Raw genomic sequence first — 19,410 nt, 5'->3', positions numbered from 1 at the left:
GGGGTGCGCCGGCGACCGGCCCGTGATCTCAGGCCGCGAGGGACAGGGCGATTCCGTCCAAAATATCGTGTTCGCTCGCGGTCACGGTGCTGACGCGCCCGTTGGTCGCGTCCGAGACACGTTCGATGATCCGGCGCCACACGAGCGCACCCGCCCCGATGACGTCCACGCGGCCCTCGTGCATGAACCCGAGCTCGGCGCGTTCCTCCCGCGTCATCCCGGTCAGGTCCCGGCACGCCCGGATAACGACGTCGCTGCCCAGGACGCCGCCGTTGATCCGGTCCTCGTCGTAGCGGCTCAGACCCATGGCCATGGCACTGACCGTGGTGACCGTCCCGGCGACACCAACGAGCCGGGTGGTCAGTTCGAGCGGTACGGTGCGGGCCACGGTGTCCATGGCCTCGTCCACGTCCCGCAGCACGAGACGTTGCTGTTCCTCGGTGGGCGGGTTGGACCCCAGGTGGCGTTCGGTCATGCGCACGCACCCCACGTCCACACTACGGGCGGCGATCACGTGATCCGGGGAGCCCAGGACGCACTCGGTGGAACCACCGCCCAGGTCCACCACGAGCACGCGGTCATCCGGGGTCAGGCCCGCGGCCGCATTGAGCGCGCCGCGGAATGACAACGCCGCTTCCTCGTCACCGCTCACGACCTCCGGGGTCACCCCCAGGCGGGACCTGATCCCGTCCACGAAAACCTGCCGGTTGCCGGCGTCGCGCGTGGCGGACGTGGCCACGAACCGGACGGCGTCCACCTTGTGCGTGGTGATGAGCCGGGCGTACTCCTCGGCGGCGGCGAAGGTCCGCTCCAGGGCGGCCTCGGCGAGCCAGCCGGTGGCGTCCACACCCTGGCCCAGGCGCACGATGCGCATCTCGCGCACCCTGTCCTCGAGCTCGAGGTGACCGTCCTTGTCCTTCACGTCCGCGATGAGCAGACGGATGGAGTTCGTACCGCAGTCGATGGCCGCAACGCGCATGGGTGATGGATCCTCGGTTCGGTGGGAGCGTGCCGGTTGACCGGCCCGGCACCAATTTACCCGCGTCGCGGGGCGCTTCCGCCCCCTCCCCCGTAAATCACCTGCGCAGCCCGTGACCCGCGATCCGAGGAGCCGATGTGTTCGAGATCCTGCTCACCGCGGTCTTCGTGGTGCTCCTGGTCAATGTCGTGGTCGCGTTCGTGGTCACGGCCCGCCCCCCCCGTCACCGACCGCTGGCTGTTGTCGCTGCTGCTGAGCGGTACCACCGGCGCCGCGCTCGTGGCGCTGCTGACCGTGCTGCTGGGCCCGCGGCGTCGTCGCGATTCCCGGACGTGGCCGTGGTGCTGATCGGGCTGGCCTCGCTCACGGCCGTCGTCCGAATGACCGCGGCGCGCACCTCCGGTGCCGCTCGGGGCGCGAGGACGAGCCCCGCGCCGCTTGGAGGCGGTGACGGCGCATGATCACCGGCCTCAGCGCCGTCCTGATCGTGTGCGGAGTGTTGTTCTTCACCGCGGGCACGGCAGCGCTCATCCGGTTCCCGGACATACGCAGTCAAGTGCACGTGCTCACCAAGGCGGACAACCTGGGCCCGGGACTCATCATGGTCGGCGCCGCCGTGTACCTGGGGAGCTGGTCCAGCGCGGCGTTGCTCGCGATCGCGTGGGTGCTCATCCTCGGCCAGGCCTCCGTCTCGGCGCACGCCCTGACCGCACTGGGGCCACGGAGCACGACGTCGCTCGCACCCTTGACGGCCCCGGCGCCTCCCCCGCGGTGGGCGAAATGGGGTTCCGCGCGCACGGTGAGCAAGCCCGGTACTGCCCGTACGGCGGGCGAGCCCCGCGCGCCCGGCACCTCGGAACCGAGGCGGCCCGCCCCGTGACCGAACTCACCGCCCTCGACCTGGCCCTCGGCGTCGCCGTGCTCGCGACCACCGCGGCCACCGTGCTCCCCCGCGCGCGCAGCGTGCAGGCCATGTCATTCCTGGGCCTGGGAGTGCTCATGACCCTCGTGTGGCTGCGGCTGGGCAGCTCGGACTCCGGCGGTGCGTTTCAGTCCGGGGCTGTGCTGGCAGGCGCGCTCATCCTGCTGCGCAGCGCCGGGGTGCCCCTGGACCGGCTGACCGGCCGGTGGCTACGGCCCCTGCTGATCGTGGGCATGATCGGTTTCATCCTGACCGGGGCGCTGATTGTCTCGCTCGGTAACGCGCGGCTGGGGTGGTCCCCGGAATGGTCCTTCGCGGCCATGCTCACCGTGGAGATCGCGCTGACCGCCGGGATCGTGCGCGTGGTGGACGACGTGTACGGGATCTACGTGGCCTCGGAACTTGGCGTGCTCACCCCGTTGCTGATCGTTGCGTGCTTAACCATCCTGTACGGCTGCTACCAGGCCCGGCGCCAGGAGGACCTCAAGAAGCGGCTCGCGTACTCCACGGTCTCGCACGTCAGCTACGTGGTGGTCGGGATCTCCCTGGTCACGCTCGCGGGGACCACGCGCGGTGTGGTGCACCTGGTGCACCAGGGACTCATGAAGATCGCCCTGTTCTTCTGCGCGGGACTGTTCGCCGAGGCCCTGGGCATCACCAAGCTCTCGCAGATGCACGGTCTGGGTCAGCGCATGCCGTGGACCTCCGCGGCCTTCACCGTGGGCGCGTTCGGCATGATCGGTCTGCCCGTGACCGCCGGTTTCGTGTCCAAGTGGATGCTGGGCCTGGGTGCCCTGGAGTCGGAACACCCCTGGGTCGTGGGCGTGCTGATCGCCTCGTCTCTGCTCAACGCCATGTATTTCCTGCCGGCGGTCTACCGCATGTGGTTCCGCGACCCCGCTGACCAGGATGCTTCCCCTGCGACGTCCGGCGGCAGCACGGCCGCGCAGCCCGGTGCGACGTCCGGCGGCAGCACGGCCGCGCAGCCCGGTGCGACCGTCGTGATGCGGGAACCGGCCAGCCTGCTGGTGCCCACCGTGATCACCGCGGCCGCGTCCGTGTTCGTGGGTCTGGCGGCATCGATCGAGTTCGCTCCGCTGCAGATCGCCCTCCAGGTCGCAGAGGGGGTGCTCGGCTGATGCTCTTCGCCCTCACGTTCCTGGTCCCGATCGCGGTGGTCGCCGTCGTGGTGCTCGCGGGAGTGCTCCCGGCACAGCGCGCGGCCCCCGCGCGCCGCGGCGCCGCCCTCTGTGCCGCACTGGCCGCGGTGCCGGCCGGGCTGCTGGCGGTGTTCGGTGGCGGCGAGTCCGTGGACGTCCCGTGGTTGTTGTTCGGCACCCGCTTCTCAGTGGACGCCGTGGCCCGGCCCCTGTTGTCGATCGCCGCCCTGCTGTACGGCGGGCCCCTGCTGGCCCTGACGTAGCTCAAACTGCGCCACACCGAACGGCACCACGGTGCGCTCACCGCCTTCATGCTCTTGTCCTTCGTGGGCAACATCGGCACGTACCTGGCCGCCGTCGCTGGCGCCCCGCTGACCCCGGACGCGTTCAACACGCACGTGTCCAAGGAAGCCGTATCGCCCATCTCCGTACTGGGAGTGGGCCTGGACTCGATCCTGCCGCTCGTGGCCACCGGTTCCACCCTGCTGCTCATGCGGTTCACATGGCTGGTATGGACGGCGGAGCGCGATCCGCGCCGCAGGCCCGACGGCGAATTGGTCTCGTGGTTGCTCGTGGCCGCGGCGGGCATCGTGGTGCCGTGGCACGGGGCTGGGGTCGTTCTGAACCGCGGCCGCGCGCACGTGGCTCCGACGCGCGGCGGGGACGCTGACGTTGCTCGGGTGGTTCTTGTGGCAGTCCGCGCGCGGCGGTGTGGACGTGGCGCTGCGCGCCGTGGACCCCGACCCGGGACTCTGACCAGCGAACGCGCCACCGCCCATGCCCGCGGTGGTCACGGCACACGCATGATCGCGCATGAGTGATCGGGGCAGTCATGATCGGACCGCCCCTCGGGAACGTCACCCCACCGGGGCGAACGCCGTACGAGGGTCAGTCCGCGCTGCGCCACGCGGGATCGCATGCGCAGTGGTCCCGGGACCAGGTGTCGGAGATCAGCTCGAGGGTCTCGTCCCCCAGGGGGTTCACCCCCGGACCGGCCGCGAGGCTGTGCCCCACGAGCACGTGCAGGCACTTCACGCGCGTGGGCATGCCGCCCGCGGAGATCCCCTCGATCTCGGGAACCTCGCCGATCCCCGTTTCCTCCCCGATCCGGCGCCGCTGCTCCAGGTAGTGCTCGTGCGCGGCCCGGTACCGCTCGGCGAGTTCCGGGTCCTCAGTGATCCGGTCGGACATGCCGTACATGGTGCCCTCGGCCTCGAGCCGGGACACCGCGGACGTGATCACGGGGTGCGTGAGGTAGAAGACCGTGGGGAACGGGGAACCGTTGCTCAACCGGGGGGCCGTGGCCACGACCAGCGGGTTCCCGCACACGCAGCGCGCCGCGATCTCCACGACGTCCCGCGGGGGCCGACCCAGCTGGTGTCCCACCACGGTGCGGTCCTGATCGGTCACGGACGGGCGGTGTTCATGGGCCGCTGCGGTCACTGATTGCCACTTCCTCGGGTCTGCGGTTCAAGGGTGATCTGTTCGGGCGGGTACGCGGAGTCCACCACGGACTGCCACAGCCCGTCCGCCCACGCCGGCTTGCTAGCCTCGACCTGCTCGGCGGAGGATTCGACGCTCTGGCGCACGCCCGGTTGCGCGCCGAGCACCAGGTAGGCGTTCTCCCCCGGCATCACGTAGGACATCCGCTCACGCGCTTGTTGCTCCACGTAGGAGTCGTCCCCCCACAGTTGTTCCTCGTGCTTGAGCTGCTGTTGTCGCTCTTGTTCGTGGGCGATGCTCTGCTGCAGCGCGGAGATCTGCGCGCGCTGGTCGAAGAAGATCTTGGTGGTGGGCGCGGCCAGGAACACGATGAGCGTGGCCACCACGATCAGGGCCACGAGGCGCCCGTTGAACGAGTGGGCGGGTGTGGGGGCCGCGAGCGTCGACGAGCCGCCAGCGCTGTCCTGGGAGGGGGTGTCCCTCAGCGAGTCCCGTTTCGCGGACCGTTGCGTATCCCGCGGAGGGTTGCGCCGAGCGTCCCGCGAGCGCCCGCCGCGCGGTTCGCGCGGGGTGTCGTCAGCGGGTTCGGGGCCCATACGGGGGATCCGCGGGCGGGGTCCGACCATGGGTGCCTCCCGGGTGACGTGGGTGGTTCGTGCTCGGTCAGTCTACCCGCAGCACGACGCCGCCCGGCCCCGGGAACGGGGCGAGCGGCGTCGTCATCAGGGAACCCACGGCGGCACGGGGGCCGCCGCACAGCTCACTTGCCGGTGAAGCGGGGGAACGCGGAAGCGCCGGCGTAGGTCGCGGAATCGCCGAGCTCCTCCTCGATGCGCAGCAGCTGGTTGTACTTCGCCACGCGCTCGGAACGCGCCGGGGCACCGGTCTTGATCTGACCCGCGTTCACGGCCACGGAGATGTCCGCGATCGTTGTGTCCTCGGTCTCGCCGGAACGGTGGGAGATCATGCAGCGGTAGCCGTCGCGCTGGGCGAGCTCGATCGCGTCGAAGGTCTCGGTGAGGGAGCCGATCTGGTTGACCTTCACGAGCAGGGCGTTGGCCACGTGCTCGTCGATGCCGCGACCCAGGCGCTCCGGGTTGGTCACGAAGAGGTCGTCACCCACGAGCTGGACCTTGTCCCCGATGTGCTCGGTGAGCGCTGCCCAGCCCTCCCAGTCGTTCTCGTCCAGGGGGTCCTCGATGGACACGAGCGGGTACTTCTCGACCAGCTCGGCGTAGTACCGGGACATGTCTTCGGCCGAACGCTTCTGGCCCTCGAAGGTGTAGGAACCCTTCTCGTGGAACTCGGAGGACGCCACGTCCAGGGCCAGCGCGATCTCCTGACCGGGCTTGTACCCGGCCTTCTCGATGGCCTCGAGGATCAGGTCCAGCGCGGCGGCGTTGGACTCCAGGTTCGGGGCGAATCCGCCCTCGTCACCCAGACCGGTGGACAGCCCGCGGTCCTTGAGCACGGACTTGAGGCTGTGGTAGACCTCCACGCCCCAGCGCAGGGCCTCGGAGAACGTGGGAGCACCGATCGGGGCGATCATGAACTCCTGGATGTCCACGTTGGAGTCCGCGTGGGAACCGCCGTTGAGGATGTTCATCATGGGCACCGGCAGCACGTGCGCGTTGGGCCCGCCCAGGTACTTGTACAGTTCCAGGTCTGCGGAGCTCGCAGCCGCACGGGCGATCGCCATGGAGGCGCCCAAAATCGCGTTGGCGCCCAGCTTGGCCTTGTTGTCGGTACCGTCCAGTTCCAACATGGCCTGATCCACGGCGCGCTGGTCGGAGGCGTCCAGGCCCACCACGGCCTGCTCGATCTCCTCGTCCACGGCGTGGACGGCGTCCAGCACGCCCTTGCCCAGGAAGACCTTCTTGTCGCCGTCGCGGCGCTCCACGGCCTCGAACTCACCGGTGGACGCGCCGGAGGGCACGGCCGCGCGCCCGAAGCTGCCGTCCTCGAGCAGTGCCTCAACCTCGACCGTGGGGTTGCCACGGGAGTCCAGAATCTGGCGGGCTTGCAGCGCAATGATCATTGCCATGAAAATCTCCTTGTCGGTCGTCGACCCGTGGGGCGGTCCCCCGGTCTTTAGCCTACCGAGCATCGCTGGGTGCGGGCGATAAAGGTGCGTCGTGGTCACGCACGAACCGTCGCACCGCCGTCCGCAATGCGCGCTCGGCGTCGAGGCCGCGCGCGGAGCTGTCCTGCACGCGGCGGAACAACTCCTCCCCCAGCGCGTCCTCCTCCGCCTGCCGGTCCTGCTCGTCCGACTCGGGGCGCGGTTCCGGGAGCCCGGCCACGCCGTGCCGGCGCGCCTTGGACAGGGCCTTCTCGGCGTACGCGAGCGCGGGCAGCGCCGGCGGGATGCCGTCGAAGATCCGCGTGCGCTGGGGTTTCTCGCGGCGTTTCACGGCGTCCCAGCGCGCGGCGAGTTCCGCATCGCTCGGTGTCCCGTTGCCGACGACGCCGCTCGCGCCCGTGACATCCGAGCCAGTGCCGCCTGGGCTGGCACTGTCCAGGGTGGTGCCCTCGACAACGGTGCTGTCCGCAGCGGTCGCCTTCACAGCGCCCGCAGTCGCAGCGGTCGTCCCCGCGGCCTGGCGCGCCGCGGCGTCGTCGCCCGGTGAGAACACCGCGGGGTGGCGCCGCACGAGCTTGTCCGTGACCGCGGCCAGCACGTCCGAGATGTCGAAGCGCTGCCCGTCGGGGTGTTCCTGGCCGATGCGCGAGTGGAAGACGACCTGCAGCAGTACGTCCCCGAGTTCCTCCACGAGCTCGGTACGACGCCGCTCGGACGGCTCGAGCGCCTCGACCGCCTCCACGACCTCGTAACTCTCCTCCACGAGGTAGCGCAGCAGCGACTCGTGGGTCTGGGCGGCATCCCACGGGCACCCGCCCGGCGAACGCAAGCGGTCCATGACGGCGAGCAGCCGCTCGAACTCCGCGCCCGGTGCGGAGCCTCGGTCCGGCGCCGCCGGGTCATGGGCGGTCATGTTTCCCGTCCTGGCTTTCTGCGCCGACTCATCGTGCGGGGTCACAGACCCCGCGGGCGCCTCTCGTGTCGGTTCCTCGGGCGCCGTCATGCGTCCTCACCCGTCACGTGGCGTTCGAGCCATTCCTGATAGGCCCGCGGCACGAACGCCGCGCGGGCCGCGTTGCGCTGCACCGCGACCAGATCGGCCTCGTCCCACCCCGCCTGCTCACGCAACAGCTCGAGCTCGTTGCCCACGGAGGTGTCGCTCATGAGCCGGTTATCCGGGGAGATCGTGACCGCGAAGCCGTGCCGCAGAAACCGGGTGGCCGGGTGATGGGCGATGTCGTCCCCCCACACCGCGCTCGCACCGGTCTGCAGGTTGGAGCAAGGGCAGACCTCCAGCGCGATCCTGCGGTCGCGGATCCACCGGGACAGCGGCGACCGCGCATCGGGGTCCTCGTTGAGCAACCGCACGCCGTGACCCAGGCGCAGGGCGCGTCCGGCGGTGAGCGCATCCGCCATGGACTCCGCACCGTCCGCTTCACCCGCATGCAGCGTCACGGGGATGAAGTTCTCCGCGAGTAGGTCGAGGGCCGATTGGTGGCCCGACGCCGGGAAACCGCGCTCGGGTCCGGCGAGGTCGAACGCGACCACGGACCCGGGTGCGGGTTCGCCGGGGACGCCCCCGTGCGACGTCGTGGTGTCAGACGCCGCGTGGTCGGAGCCCGCGTGATCGGACGCCGCGGCACGCACGCGGCGCACCACGAGCTCGGCGATCTCGAGAGAGCGGTCCAGGTGGCGCATGGCGCACAGGATCTGCACGACTGAGAGGTGACCGCCCGCGGCCTTGACCTCGGCCACGCCCTCGGCGAGACCGGCCTGCACGGCATCCACGGCGGCGTCGAGCGTGAGCCCACCGGCCACGTGCTGTTCCGGGGCCCAGCGCACTTCCGCGTGCACGATCCCGTCCGCCGCGCAGTCCGCGACGTACTCGCGGGCCACCCGGCGCAGCGCGTCCGCGGTCTGGGTCACGGCCACGGTGTGCGTGAAGGTCTCGAGGTATCGCTCCAGGCTGCCCGAGTTGGCGCTGTCCCGGAACCACCGACCGAGCGCGGCGGGGTCCGTGGCGGGCAGCTCATGGCCGAAACCTGCGGCGAGGTCGATGATCGTGGCCGGTCGCAGCGCGCCGTCCAGGTGATCGTGCAGGCAGATCCGGCGGTGTGGCCCGAGGCCCCCGTCCGTGGTGCGGTCGGGGGCCTCGGGAGTGGTTCTCGTGGTCATGGATCAGTAGTTCCAGTCCTGCAGTGCCTCGTTCACGTGCTCCGGGATGTTGGAGCCGGTGCGCGGGTACATCCGCAGCTCCTCGAGATAGTTCTGCCCTGGCAGGCGCTGCTCGTAACGAACGAAGGCCTCCTCGTCCGAGTAGTCGAACGTGACCTCGGGCGGGACGCCCGGGCGGAAGCGGAACATCATGGCCAGCGGTGCGCCGGAGCCCTCCACGTAGGAATCGTCCTTGAGCTCCTGGACCTTGAGCAGTTCCTCCGGAACCAGCTCGAAGGTCGGACGCTGATCCCAGAACCCGTTGAGGCGCACGTGGGTCAGCGCGTCGTAGTACGTGCCCAGGGCGCGCACGCGGATCAACACGGTGGAGACGTCCCGCGCGGTGCCCTCGGAGTCGAACAGGTGCCGCTGCGCGTCCGCCAAGCGGGAGACCACGTCACCCGTGGTCAGCGCGAGGTTGCCCGGGGCCAACGCGTCCGGGTCGAGTCCCTGCTCCGGCTCGGCCCCGCGGTACGACGGCGCCACGTCCGTGGCGAGCGCGACCTGCGGTGCGCTCGCGGGGTCGTCCTCGGTGTCCTGCGCAGAGGCGGCGGGCACGAGGTTCTCGGCGGGTTCCATGCCGAACTCGGACTCGTCCACGTGGGCCGGGAGGTCCTCGGGGGTGGACTCCTCGTTCTCGGTGGCCCGTTCCTCGGTCGCGTCGATCACCTCGGGACGATCCTCGGTGGTCTGCGCGACGGGCTCGGCGTCGAGGGCCGACTCCCGCTGCTCGAACTGTCCCCGCTCGTCGAGCGGCTCCGACCGCTGGAGCTGCTCGGCCTCTTCCTGCTGCGCCGTGAGCTCGGCGGCATCCCGATCGGCCACCGCGGGCGTTTCGAGGGACTCGTCCTGCACGACCGGGGCCGCGGGCTCGGACTGCTCGTGCTCCACAACGGGCGCGGGGTCGGTGTCCTCGGCGACCACGGGGGCCGCGTGACCGGCCGTGAGCACCTCGCCGTCCTCGGCGGGTTCGCTCGGCCCATGCTCGGGCACCACCCGCACGGCGTCGTCGCCGACCTGGGCGGTGTCGGCCGGGACTGTCCCGGCGGCGGGCCGGGAGTCCTCGGCGAGCGCGCCGTCGACGACGGGGGCCCCGGCCACCGGGTCATGCTGCGACGCCTCCGCCGGGGCGCCGTGCACGTACTGCTCCGTGCGGGACTCTCCGTTGGGGAAGTCGTAGGTCACGGTGATCTCGCGCTGCCCGTCGTGCGGGTTGGCGGCGATCAGGTCCAGCTGACGCCACGGCCCCACGGGGGTGTTCATGGCCTGGGTGTAGAGATCCGCGACGTCCTCGAACAGCGGCGAGCCCTGGTCCACGGTGCCGTTCTCGACCTCGTCCTGGGCGTCCCCGACGGCCTGGCGGGTCTGGTGCGTCATGATGTTGCCCGACTGCACGAGGGTCAGCCGCGCACGGTCCGCGCCGCGGGACAGCAACAGCTCCACGAGGTTGCGCAGCGCACCGGACTCCGGCAGGGCGACTGCGTTCGGATCATGACGACGCGGCGCGTTCTCCTGCGCCTGCTGCGGTGCCTCGGGAGCGCCCTGCGCGCTCTGGGGAGCGGCCGCAGGGTCGACGGGGCGGGCGCCGGGAGCCGGCTGGGGTGTCGGGGTGTCGTTCTTCTTGCTGCGGAACAGATCTCTCAGACCCACGTGTTCGTTTCCCTTTCAGAGCCGGGCTTGGTTTCCTGCAAAGTATAGGTGGCGCGGGCTCCGCCGATACCGGGGACCGGGCCCGTGCGCCGGTCCGTGACGGGCTCGACGTCGCTCCGCCCCGGTTACAGGTTCTCCGGCCCGAACGCGTCCGGGAGCACCTGGTCCATGGTGCGGACCCCGCTGACCGTGAGCAGTTCCATCCCCGGGGCCCGGTGTTCGTAGAGCAGCTGCCGGCAGCGCCCGCACGGCATGAGCACCTCTCCGTGACCGTCCACGCACACGAACGCCAGGAGCTTGCCCCCGCCGGACATGAACAGCGCGCTCACCATGGAGCACTCGGCGCACAGGGTCACCCCGTAGGACGCGTTCTCGATGTTCGCGCCCGTGACCACGCGGCCGTCATCCACGAGTGCGGCCGCCCCCACCGGGTATCGGGAGTACGGCGAGTAGGAGTGGGCCAGGGCGTCCGTGGCGGCACGCTGCAGTTCGCGCCACGTGGCCTCGTCCACCGGGTTGCGGGTGCCACTCATGATCGTTGCCTCTCCTCGTCGCTCGAACGTCAGGATTGCTCGGTTCTGGAACTGCTCGGTCTCGCGTTTGCACCACCGGTCGACGACGCCGCGTGGCCATGCGAGCGGCGCATGCGCCGGCGTCGTCGTACCGTGGTGCGCGTCATTCCTTGGTGTACGGCTCGCCCGAGGCGGCCGGGCCGCGGGAACGGCCCACGAGACCCGCCACCGCGAGGATCGTGACCACGTACGGCAGCATGGCCAGGAACTGGCTGGGCACAGGGGTGCCCAGGAAGGACAGGATGGATTCCAGGTTGGATGCGAAACCGAACAGCAGGGACGCGAGCAGCGCACCCACGGGGTTCCAGCGGCCGAAGATCAGCGCGGCCAGGGCGATGTACCCGGCGCCCGCGGTCATATCGCGCGTGAACGCGGAGACCGAGACGAGCGTGTAGAACGCCCCGCCCAGACCGGCCACGGCACCGCCCAACAACACGTTGCGCACGCGCAGCGCATTCACCGAGACACCCAGGGTGTCCGCGGCCTTGGGGTGCTCCCCCACCGCGCGGGTACGCAGACCCCATCGGGTCCGGTACAGCGCGAACCACACCACGATCACCGCGAGGTACATGATGTAGCCGATCACCGACTGGTCGAACAGCACGGGACCCACCACGGGGATCTCGGCGAGGACCGGGATGCGCACGTGCGGCAAGCGGTCCGGTGCGTTGAAGGACGCGGCGTTGGGCTCGAGCACGGTCGCGAAGAGGAACCCGGTCAGGCCGGAGACGAGCACGTTGAGCACCACGCCCACGATCACCTGGTTCACGCGGTAGCGGATCGCGAACAGCGCGAGCACGGCGGCGACCAGCACCGCTCCCAGCATCGCCGCGAGCAGACCCACCCAGGGGTTGCCGGCCACGGTCCCGGCGACCGCGGCGGAGAACGCACCGAAGAGCAGCTGGGCCTCGATCGCGATGTTCACCACGCCCGAGCGCTCACACAGCAGACCGCCCAAGGAACCGAAAACGAGCGGCGTGGCGAGTGCCACGGACCCGGCGAGCAACGCCGTGATGGAGATGCTGGGCGTCTGGGCGGTGCCCACGATCCACACCAGGAACCCGGTCACGAAGAAGAAACCGGCCACGATCACCGCCCAGCGCGGCAGCTTGCGCGCCTGCACGGCCGCGTACACCGCGAGGGCGGCGAGCACGATCGTGACTACCCAACCGTAGGGGGCGGAGGGCACGGAGACGTCGGGCAGGCGGATGGCACCGCCGTCATTCGAGAACCGGAAGTCCACCCTCTGCCCGGAGGCGTTCAGCGCGAAGACGATCAGGGACACGAGCGCCAGGACACCCAGGCCGATTGCGGGCCGCAGGGTCCGCACACCCACGGCGCGGTTCGCGGCGGAGGTGGCCAGAGCGGCTTCGGGCGCGTGCTCCGGAGATCCGGACGAAGGACCGGAGGACTGCGAAGTGATAGCGGTACTCACGCGGCGGCCTCCTGCGAGCGACGGGTAGCGAACTTGAATAGCGGGGGCAGCGCCACGAACAGCACGATCAGGGACTGCACGACCAGCACGATGTCGATGTTGGTCCCCGTCATGGACTGCATGGTCACGCCACCGGCGCGGAAGGCCCCGTAGAGGATGCCCGCGAAGAACGTCCCCCACGGACGCGAGCGGCCGAGCAGGGCTACGGTGATCGCGTCGAAGCCGAAGGACGCGGCCACGCCCGAGGTCAGCGAGTGTTCCGTACCGGCGATCTGCGCGGTACCCGCGAGCCCGGCCAGCAGGCCGGCGAGGAGCATGACGACGACGAACCCGCGGGTCACGGAAATGCCCGCGGTACGCGCGGCGCGGGGGTTCGCTCCCACGGCGCGCAGCTCGAAGCCCACGGTGGAACGGTTGAGCAGCCACGCCACGGCCACGGTGGCCAGCACGGCGACCACGAAGCCCCAGTGCAACCGGAAGTGGTCACCCAGCAGCTTGGGGAACATCGCGGTGTCCGCGACGGGCGGGCTGATGGGGTTGGACGAGCCCTCGCGCTGAAACCCCGGCAGCGTGAGCAACCACGCCACGAGGTTCAGGGCCACGTAGTTGAGCATGATCGTGAGGATGACCTCGTGCGCGCCCGTGCGCGCCTTGATCAGTCCCACGATCCCGCCCCACACGGCACCGCCCGCGGCGCCGGCGACGACGACGGCGAGCAGGTGCAGTCCCACGGGCAACTGCCACGCGAAACCAACCCACGCCGCGAGCGTGGCACCGATCAGGATCTGTCCCTGGGCGCCGATGTTGAACAGCCCGGCCCGGAACGCAAGGGCCACGCCCAGACCCGCGAGGATCAGGGGGGTCGCCACGGTCAGGGTCTCGGTCAGCGGGTACAACCGGTCCGCGAGCGTGCTGCCGTTGGGGTTATACACCGCGCCGTAGAACATGGCGATGTACGCGCTCGAGGCCGCTCGCCACATCGCGGAGAGCGTGTCCCCGGGGCGGGCGAAGAAGTAACCGGCGGCCTGGCGGACGCGCTCGTCCGTGACTGCGATCAGCAGCCCGCCCAGGATCAGCGCCACGACGACCGCGAGCACCGACTGCAGGGTGGAGCCCAGCAGGGTGCGGCGCGGGTCCTCAGCGGAGAGTTCGGTGGGTGGCGGGGCCGAGACCTGATCGGAGGTGGCCGGTGCGGTGGACGCGCTCATGCCGTGCGGTTCCCCTCGGATCGGTCGGTGGTTCGGTCGGCGGGGTGGGCGCCGGGATCGAGGCCGTCCCCATCCAGGGTGACGGCAGCGGCATCGCCCGCGTGAGCGGGAGCGGTCGCGGGTGCGGCCGTCGAGCCGCCCGCGGGGGCACCCGCCGGGGACCCGCCGTCGTCGTGCGAGTGATCCCACGGCGCGGGCGGCAGCACGCTGTCCGCGGGCTCACCGGCCATCATGCGCCCAAGGGCCTCGCGCGGGGTGTCCGGGCCCACGATACCCATGAGGCGACCGTGGAAGAACACCGCGATGCGGTCCGCGAGTGCGTAGATCTCGTCCAGTTCGGTGGACACGATGAGCACCGCGGTGCCCTTGTCCCGCTCGGCCACGATGCGCCTGTGGATGAACTCGATGGATCCCACGTCCACGCCGCGCGTGGGCTGGGACGCCACGAACAGTTTGAGGGGCCGCCCGAGCTCGCGGGCGATCACGACCTTCTGCTGATTGCCGCCGGAGAGCGTGGCCACCGGAGAGTCCACGGATCCGGTGCGGATGTCGTACTCGTTCACCTCAGAGCCGGCGTGCCCACTGATCGCACCGAGGCGCAGGGACGGTCCCGCCGCGAACTGCCGTTCCCGGTAGCGGTCCAGCACGAGGTTCTCGGCCACGGTGAAGGTGCCCACGAGTCCGTCCGTGGAACGGTCCTCGGGCACGAAACCCACACCGCTGGCCAGGATCTCCCGGGTGCGCAGCCCCACGAGTTCCTGCCCGTCCAGGCGCGCGGAACCGCTCACCTGCTCCTCGAGTCCCACGAGGGCCTGGGTGAGCTCGGTCTGTCCGTTGCCCTGCACACCGGCCACGGCCAGGATCTCGCCGGGCGCGACGTCGAATTCCACGTCGTCCAACAGGACGACGCCGTTGTCCCCCACCACGGTGAGCCCGCGCACCTCGAGCGCGGTACCGGTGGTGTGGGCGGTGTCCTTGGCCACGGTCAGGGAGACGTCACGGCCCACCATGAGCGCCGCGAGCTCATCCGTGGACGTCTCAGGGCCCACCTGTCCGACCACTTCCCCGCGGCGGATCACGGTGATCACGTCCGACACGGCCCGGACCTCGCGTAGCTTGTGGGAGATGAACACGATGGACGTGCCGTTGTCCCGCAGTTGCCGCATGATCTCGAGCAGCTCGTCCGTCTCCCGCGGGGTCAGCACGGCCGTGGGCTCGTCGAGGATCAGCACCTTGGCGTCCCGCACGAGGGCCTTAATAATCTCGACCCGCTGTTGGACGCCCACGGGCAGGTCCTCGACCACGGCGTCCGGGTCCACCGCGAAGCCGTAGCGTTCGGAGATCTCCCGGATCCGGGCCCGGGTGGTCTCCAGGTCCAGGGACATCCCGCGCGTGTTCTCGTGACCCAGGGCCACGTTCTCGGCGACCGTGAAGACCGGGATCAGCATGAAGTGCTGGTGCACCATGCCGATCCCGGCCGCCATGGCATCGCCGGGGCCGGAGAAACTGACGGGCGCGCCGTCGATCTCGATCGTGCCGGACGTGGGCTCGTACAGCCCGTACAGCACGTTCATGAGCGTGGACTTGCCCGCACCGTTCTCACCGAGCAAACAGTGGATCTGATGTGGTTCCACCGTGAGGTTCACACGGTTGTTGGCGGTGAAGTCACCGAACTTCTTGGTGACGTCCGTCAGTTTCAACTGCACTGTTCTGCTCCTGCCGGGCCCGCCCGCTCAGGCGGTGGGGGCGTTCTTGGACTGCACCGTGACCTTGCCGTCGATGATGTCCTGCTTGAGCTGCTGGACCTGCTTGTCGAGGTCCTCGCTGACCTCGTCCTGCTGGTCGTGGTAGGGGGCCAGGCCCACACCACCGTTCTCGAGCGTGCCCACGTACTGGGTGTTGTCGAAGTTGCCGTCCGCGGCCTGCGTCACGACGTCCTCGACCGAGGTGGACATCTCCTTGAGCACGGACGTGAGCAGGAACTCCTTGCCGGCGTCCAGGGTCTCGTAGCCGTCGGTGTCCGGCCAGATCAGCCGGACGTCCTTGCCGCTGCGGTTGGCCTCAGTCACGGCGTCCACGGTGCCCTGGGCCGCCTGGCCGGCGACGGGCAGGACCACGTCCGCGCCCTCGCCGATGAGGTTCTGCGTGACGGTCTTGGCCTTGGAAGAATCCTGGAACGAGCTCAGGAACGTGCCGTTCTGGGAGTCCTTGTTCCACCCGAGGACCTGCACGTCCGCCTTGTTCTTCTCGTTGTAGTACTTCACCCCGTCCGCGAAACCGTCCATGAACACGGTCACGGTGGGAATGTCCATGCCGCCGTACGTGGCGACCTTGCCCGTCTCGGACGTGCCCGCCGCGAGGTACCCGGCCAGGAACGCCGCCTGGGCGGTGTTGTAGACGATGGGCTTGACGTTGTCCGCCTTGATCGAGTTGTCGTCCACGATCGCGAAGTGCTTGTCCGGGTTGGCCGCGGCCACCTTCTTGGTGGTGTCCGCGAGCAGGAAGCCCACGGAGACCGTGAGGTTGCAGCCCTGCTGCGCCATGGAGGTCAGGTTGGGCTCGAACTCCGTCTCGGACTGGGACTCGGCCTGGCTGATCTGGATGCCCTTGTGCTCCTCGGCGGCCTTGAGGCCCTCATAGGAGCTCTGGTTGAAGGAACGGTCCTGGAAACCGCCGTCGTCGGAGACAATGCAGCCCTTGAAGTCGGAGGCCTGGGCGCTGCTGTCGCCGGCGTTGTCCGGGGCGGCACCGCAACCCGCCAGGACCAGGCCGGTGACCCCGGCCAGGCCAAGCGTCCCCAGGGTGCGCAAACGTCGAGTGGTCATGAGGTCCTCCGGTCGGACTGGGATCAGATGTGGGTCGTGACCCGGGAACACAGTGCACGGGTCACCGGCCCGTGCCCCCGGGCGGTGACCCGTGCAGTGAGCCGGGTCATAGGTCAGCTCAGTGTAGCCCCGGAAGTACCCAGCAGTACGCTCACCGCGGGCGTGTCAGGACTGCGGGGCGTCCGGCGTCGTCGTCGCGTCCGCGAGCTCGCGCACGCGCAAGCGGATGGCGCGCAACGCCGTGGAGGCCATGACCTGCACGCCGCAGCCGATCGCCTCCTCCTGAGGGGCGTAGTCGGACTGGTGCAGGTCGTAGGTTCGGCCGCCGGGAGCCCGGGTCCCCAGGCGCATCATGGCGCCGGGGACGTGCTGCAGGAACCACGCGAAGTCCTCCCCGCCCATGGACTGCTCCACCAGCAGGATGCTCTCCTCCCCCAGCTCCGCTCGCGCGGCGATCTCCAGCAGGGTGGTCTCGGTCTCGCCGTTGACCACCGGCGGCACACCCCGGATGTGCTCGAGGTCCACGTTCACGCCGTACGGTGCGGCCACCTGCTCCACGACCTCGTCCAGCATGTCCCCGGCGCGCGACCACGCGTCCGCGTCCAGGCAGCGCATGGTCCCGGACATGAAACCGGACATGGGGATCGCGTTGGGTGCCACACCTGCGTGGATCTGACCCCACACCACGGCCACCCCGGAGCGCACGTCCACGCGCCGGGAGAGCACCGCGGGCACGTTGATCGCGATCTGGCTCATCGCGTAGACCAGGTCCTCGGTCAGGTGCGGGCGGGACGTGTGCCCGCCGCGTCCGGACAGCTCGATCCGGATGGTGTCCGACGCCGAGGTGATCGCCCCGATGCGCGTGCCTACCTGGCCCACGTCCACCTTGGGTTCGCAGTGCAGGGCGAACATCCGCGGCACGCCGGCCAGCACGTCCTCCTTGATGATGGTCAGGGCGCCGCCGGGCAGTTTCTCCTCGGCCGGCTGGAAGACCACGCGCACGGTGCCCGCGAACGGGGACGAACGGTGCACGTCGGCGAGCACGCGGGCCACCCCGAGCATGACCGTGGTGTGGATGTCGTGACCGCACGCATGCATCACGCCCTCGTTGACGGACGCGTAGTCCAGGCCAGTGTCCTCGAGGATGGGCAGGGCGTCGATGTCCGCGCGCAGGCCCACCATCACGGGCCCGCGACCCACGTCCACGTAGCACCCGGTGCGTTCGAAGCGCACGGGGTGCAACCCGGCGGCCTCGAGGGCGTGCACGATCCGGTCCGTGGTGCGGTACTCCTCGTAGGACAGTTCCGGGTGCTTGTGGATGTCCCGGCGGAAGCGCACGAGGTCCGGGAGGTAGTGCGAGAGCAGGGGGCCGATGGCCGGGGGCAGTCCGATGTCGTCGGCGGACGGCAGAGGTAGATCCAACATGTGTGTCACAGTACCGCCGGGACCCCGCGCGGTGATTCAGCGCGGGCGGCGGCGGGGCTCACAGGACGTCCGTGTCGCCGTTGCGCTTGAGGGAGTCCACCGCGTTCTTGACCCGTTGCGCGTGCTCGGCCGTGGTGACCAGCAGGGCATCCGGGGTGTCCACGACCACGATGTCCGCCACGCCGATCAGCGCGATCAACCGCCCCGTGTCGGACACGACGATCCCGGAGGACTCGTCCGTGAGCACACGGTTGTTCTGGCCCAGGATGGACACTGGCGCGTCCGTGCGCGGGTCCACCTTGTTGAGCCGGTTGATCGCCGCGAAGTCCCCCACGTCCTCCCACGTGAAGTCCCCGGGGACCATGGCCACGTCCCCGGCCGCGGCGGCGGGTTCGGCCACGGCGTAGTCGATCGCGGTCTTGGTCAGGGTGGGCCACACCTTGTCCACGACGGCGTCCCGCTCGGGGGTCTCCCACGCGTCCGCGATTCGGTCCAGGCCCCGCGCGAGCTCGGGTTCGCTGCGGCGCAGGTAGGAGAGCATGAGACCCACGGGCGCCACGAACATGCCCGCGTTCCACGTGTACTTCCCGCTGGCCACGTAAGCGCGCGCGGTCTCCTCGTCCGGCTTCTCCACGAACTGCTCCACGGCGAGCGCGTGGGGTGCCTGATCGAGTCCCAGGGACTGCCCCGCCTTGATGTAGCCGAAGCCCGTGGCGGGCGACGACGGCGTGATCCCGATCGTGACGATGCGTCCGGTGTCCGCCGCGCGCACCGCTTCCTTGACGACCTCCTGGAACGCCGAGGCGGGCTCCACCACGTGGTCCGCCGCGAACGAACCGATGATCGCGGTGGGGTCGCGGCGCTCGATGAGCGTGCACGCGAGGCCGATCGCCGCCGCGGAGTCCTTGGGGGACGGCTCGAGCACGAGGTCGTCCGCCGTGAGCTCGGGCAGCTGTTCCTGCACCGCCCCGGCGTGGGAGCGCCCGGTCACGACCATGACCGGACCGGCGGACAGACCCGCGAGCCGGTCAAAGGTGGCCCGCAGCAGGGACGAGCCGGAGCCCGTGAGGTCCAGCAGGAACTTGGGGGCATCCGCACGGGACAGCGGCCACAGCCGTGAACCCACCCCGCCCGCGGGGATGAACGGATGGAAACGTTGCAATGGCGAAGTCACGACGGTCAGTGTACGGCCCCCTCCCCCGGCGGCCCTGGATGCGTCACCCGTGACATCCCGGGGTACGGGCCGCACACGGGCCGGGTGTGCCCACCCACGACGCGGCCGGCCGGCCCACGGGGACTTCCCGTGAGCCTTCGCGGACCCGACCCCGCGCCCGGGCGAGAGAGTCCCGCGAAGGCCCCGTGAGACGTCGCCGGCGGACCTTACGCACGGGGGTCGTGGGGCCGCTCGGGCGCGTATCACGGGCCGCTTGGGGGCCGCTTGACGGCCGCTCGCGGGGCGTTCGGACGGCGCGCGGCCGGAGCCGATTCAGACAC

19 protein-coding genes are annotated in these 19,410 nt (G+C 70.2%); 5 read left to right on the top strand and 14 right to left on the bottom strand.

Features of this window, described 5'->3' with window-relative positions:
- Positions 1-28: 28 nt before the first annotated feature.
- Positions 29-979: an exopolyphosphatase gene (locus RF646_RS08590; protein WP_368835728.1), complete on the bottom strand. Its 951-nt coding sequence runs from the start codon at positions 977-979 to the stop codon at positions 29-31.
- A 137-nt stretch (positions 980-1,116) separates the two neighbouring features.
- On the opposite strand from RF646_RS08590, the gene RF646_RS08585 reads away from it, so the two are divergent.
- From RF646_RS08585 to RF646_RS08565, 5 genes are read left to right on the top strand one after another with little or no spacing between them, the layout of a single operon-like run.
- Positions 1,117-1,440 (top strand): hypothetical protein, encoded by a 324-nt coding sequence (locus RF646_RS08585; RefSeq protein ID WP_368835727.1) that lies wholly within the window; start codon positions 1,117-1,119, stop codon positions 1,438-1,440.
- Positions 1,437-1,859, top strand: coding sequence for a cation:proton antiporter (locus tag RF646_RS08580; RefSeq protein ID WP_368835726.1), 423 nt, complete (start codon positions 1,437-1,439; stop codon positions 1,857-1,859). The genes RF646_RS08585 and RF646_RS08580 overlap by 4 nt, the downstream gene beginning before the upstream one ends.
- Entirely contained in the window at positions 1,856-3,040 is a 1,185-nt protein-coding gene (locus RF646_RS08575; RefSeq protein ID WP_368835725.1) for a proton-conducting transporter membrane subunit, read from the top strand. Before RF646_RS08580 ends, RF646_RS08575 begins: the two co-directional genes overlap by 4 nt.
- Positions 3,040-3,324 carry a hypothetical protein gene (locus RF646_RS08570; protein ID WP_144998707.1) on the top strand — a complete coding sequence of 95 codons (285 nt, stop codon included), beginning with the start codon at positions 3,040-3,042 and terminating at the stop codon, positions 3,322-3,324. The genes RF646_RS08575 and RF646_RS08570 overlap by 1 nt, the downstream gene beginning before the upstream one ends.
- A 48-nt stretch (positions 3,325-3,372) precedes the next feature.
- Positions 3,373-3,882, top strand: coding sequence for a hypothetical protein (locus RF646_RS08565; RefSeq protein ID WP_368835724.1), 510 nt, complete (start codon positions 3,373-3,375; stop codon positions 3,880-3,882).
- Positions 3,883-3,949: 67 nt separating this feature from the next.
- On the opposite strand, the gene RF646_RS08560 is transcribed toward RF646_RS08565, so the two are convergent.
- The 13 genes from RF646_RS08560 to RF646_RS08500 form a co-directional block, all read right to left on the bottom strand.
- The gene (locus tag RF646_RS08560; protein WP_085107017.1) at positions 3,950-4,504 is read right to left on the bottom strand and encodes a DUF501 domain-containing protein; all 555 of its coding nucleotides are present in this window, start codon (positions 4,502-4,504) and stop codon (positions 3,950-3,952) included.
- Positions 4,501-5,130: a septum formation initiator family protein gene (locus tag RF646_RS08555; RefSeq protein ID WP_064847171.1), complete on the bottom strand. Its 630-nt coding sequence runs from the start codon at positions 5,128-5,130 to the stop codon at positions 4,501-4,503. The genes RF646_RS08560 and RF646_RS08555 overlap by 4 nt, the downstream gene beginning before the upstream one ends.
- A gap of 134 nt (positions 5,131-5,264) precedes the next feature.
- Entirely contained in the window at positions 5,265-6,548 is a 1,284-nt protein-coding gene (gene eno / locus RF646_RS08550; protein WP_368835723.1) for a phosphopyruvate hydratase, read from the bottom strand.
- Between the two features lie 52 nt (positions 6,549-6,600).
- Positions 6,601-7,500 (bottom strand): MazG nucleotide pyrophosphohydrolase domain-containing protein, encoded by a 900-nt coding sequence (locus RF646_RS08545; RefSeq protein WP_035963726.1) that lies wholly within the window; start codon positions 7,498-7,500, stop codon positions 6,601-6,603.
- A gap of 86 nt (positions 7,501-7,586) precedes the next feature.
- Positions 7,587-8,762 carry an adenosine deaminase gene (locus RF646_RS08540; RefSeq protein WP_368835722.1) on the bottom strand — a complete coding sequence of 392 codons (1,176 nt, stop codon included), beginning with the start codon at positions 8,760-8,762 and terminating at the stop codon, positions 7,587-7,589.
- A gap of 3 nt (positions 8,763-8,765) precedes the next feature.
- Entirely contained in the window at positions 8,766-10,451 is a 1,686-nt protein-coding gene (locus RF646_RS08535) for a hypothetical protein (RefSeq protein ID WP_368835721.1), read from the bottom strand.
- A 125-nt stretch (positions 10,452-10,576) separates the two neighbouring features.
- Positions 10,577-10,984, bottom strand: a complete 408-nt coding sequence (locus RF646_RS08530) for a cytidine deaminase (RefSeq protein ID WP_368835720.1) — start codon at positions 10,982-10,984, stop codon at positions 10,577-10,579.
- Between the two features lie 142 nt (positions 10,985-11,126).
- A complete protein-coding gene (locus RF646_RS08525; protein ID WP_052160803.1) occupies positions 11,127-12,386 on the bottom strand; it encodes an ABC transporter permease in 1,260 nt (419 codons plus the stop codon).
- 68 nt (positions 12,387-12,454) lie between these two features.
- The gene (locus tag RF646_RS08520; protein ID WP_035963734.1) at positions 12,455-13,666 is read right to left on the bottom strand and encodes an ABC transporter permease; all 1,212 of its coding nucleotides are present in this window, start codon (positions 13,664-13,666) and stop codon (positions 12,455-12,457) included.
- Positions 13,663-15,372, bottom strand: coding sequence for an ABC transporter ATP-binding protein (locus RF646_RS08515; protein ID WP_368835719.1), 1,710 nt, complete (start codon positions 15,370-15,372; stop codon positions 13,663-13,665). Before RF646_RS08515 ends, RF646_RS08520 begins: the two co-directional genes overlap by 4 nt.
- A gap of 27 nt (positions 15,373-15,399) precedes the next feature.
- The gene (locus RF646_RS08510; protein ID WP_035963736.1) at positions 15,400-16,491 is read right to left on the bottom strand and encodes a BMP family protein; all 1,092 of its coding nucleotides are present in this window, start codon (positions 16,489-16,491) and stop codon (positions 15,400-15,402) included.
- 165 nt (positions 16,492-16,656) lie between these two features.
- On the bottom strand, positions 16,657-17,916 hold the full coding sequence (locus RF646_RS08505; protein WP_052160783.1) for an amidohydrolase: 1,260 nt from the start codon (positions 17,914-17,916) through the stop codon (positions 16,657-16,659).
- A 58-nt stretch (positions 17,917-17,974) separates the two neighbouring features.
- Complete coding sequence (locus tag RF646_RS08500; protein ID WP_085107023.1) at positions 17,975-19,090, bottom strand: mannose-1-phosphate guanylyltransferase; 1,116 nt, start codon at positions 19,088-19,090, stop codon at positions 17,975-17,977.
- Positions 19,091-19,410: the final 320 nt, after the last annotated feature.

The organism is Kocuria sp. CPCC 205261, assembly GCF_040981025.1.
In the GTDB taxonomy this organism is placed as follows: domain Bacteria; phylum Actinomycetota; class Actinomycetes; order Actinomycetales; family Micrococcaceae; genus Kocuria; species Kocuria marina.
The sequence above is the reverse complement of the archived record's forward strand: the minus strand, read 5'-3'. Positions and strand labels throughout refer to the sequence as shown.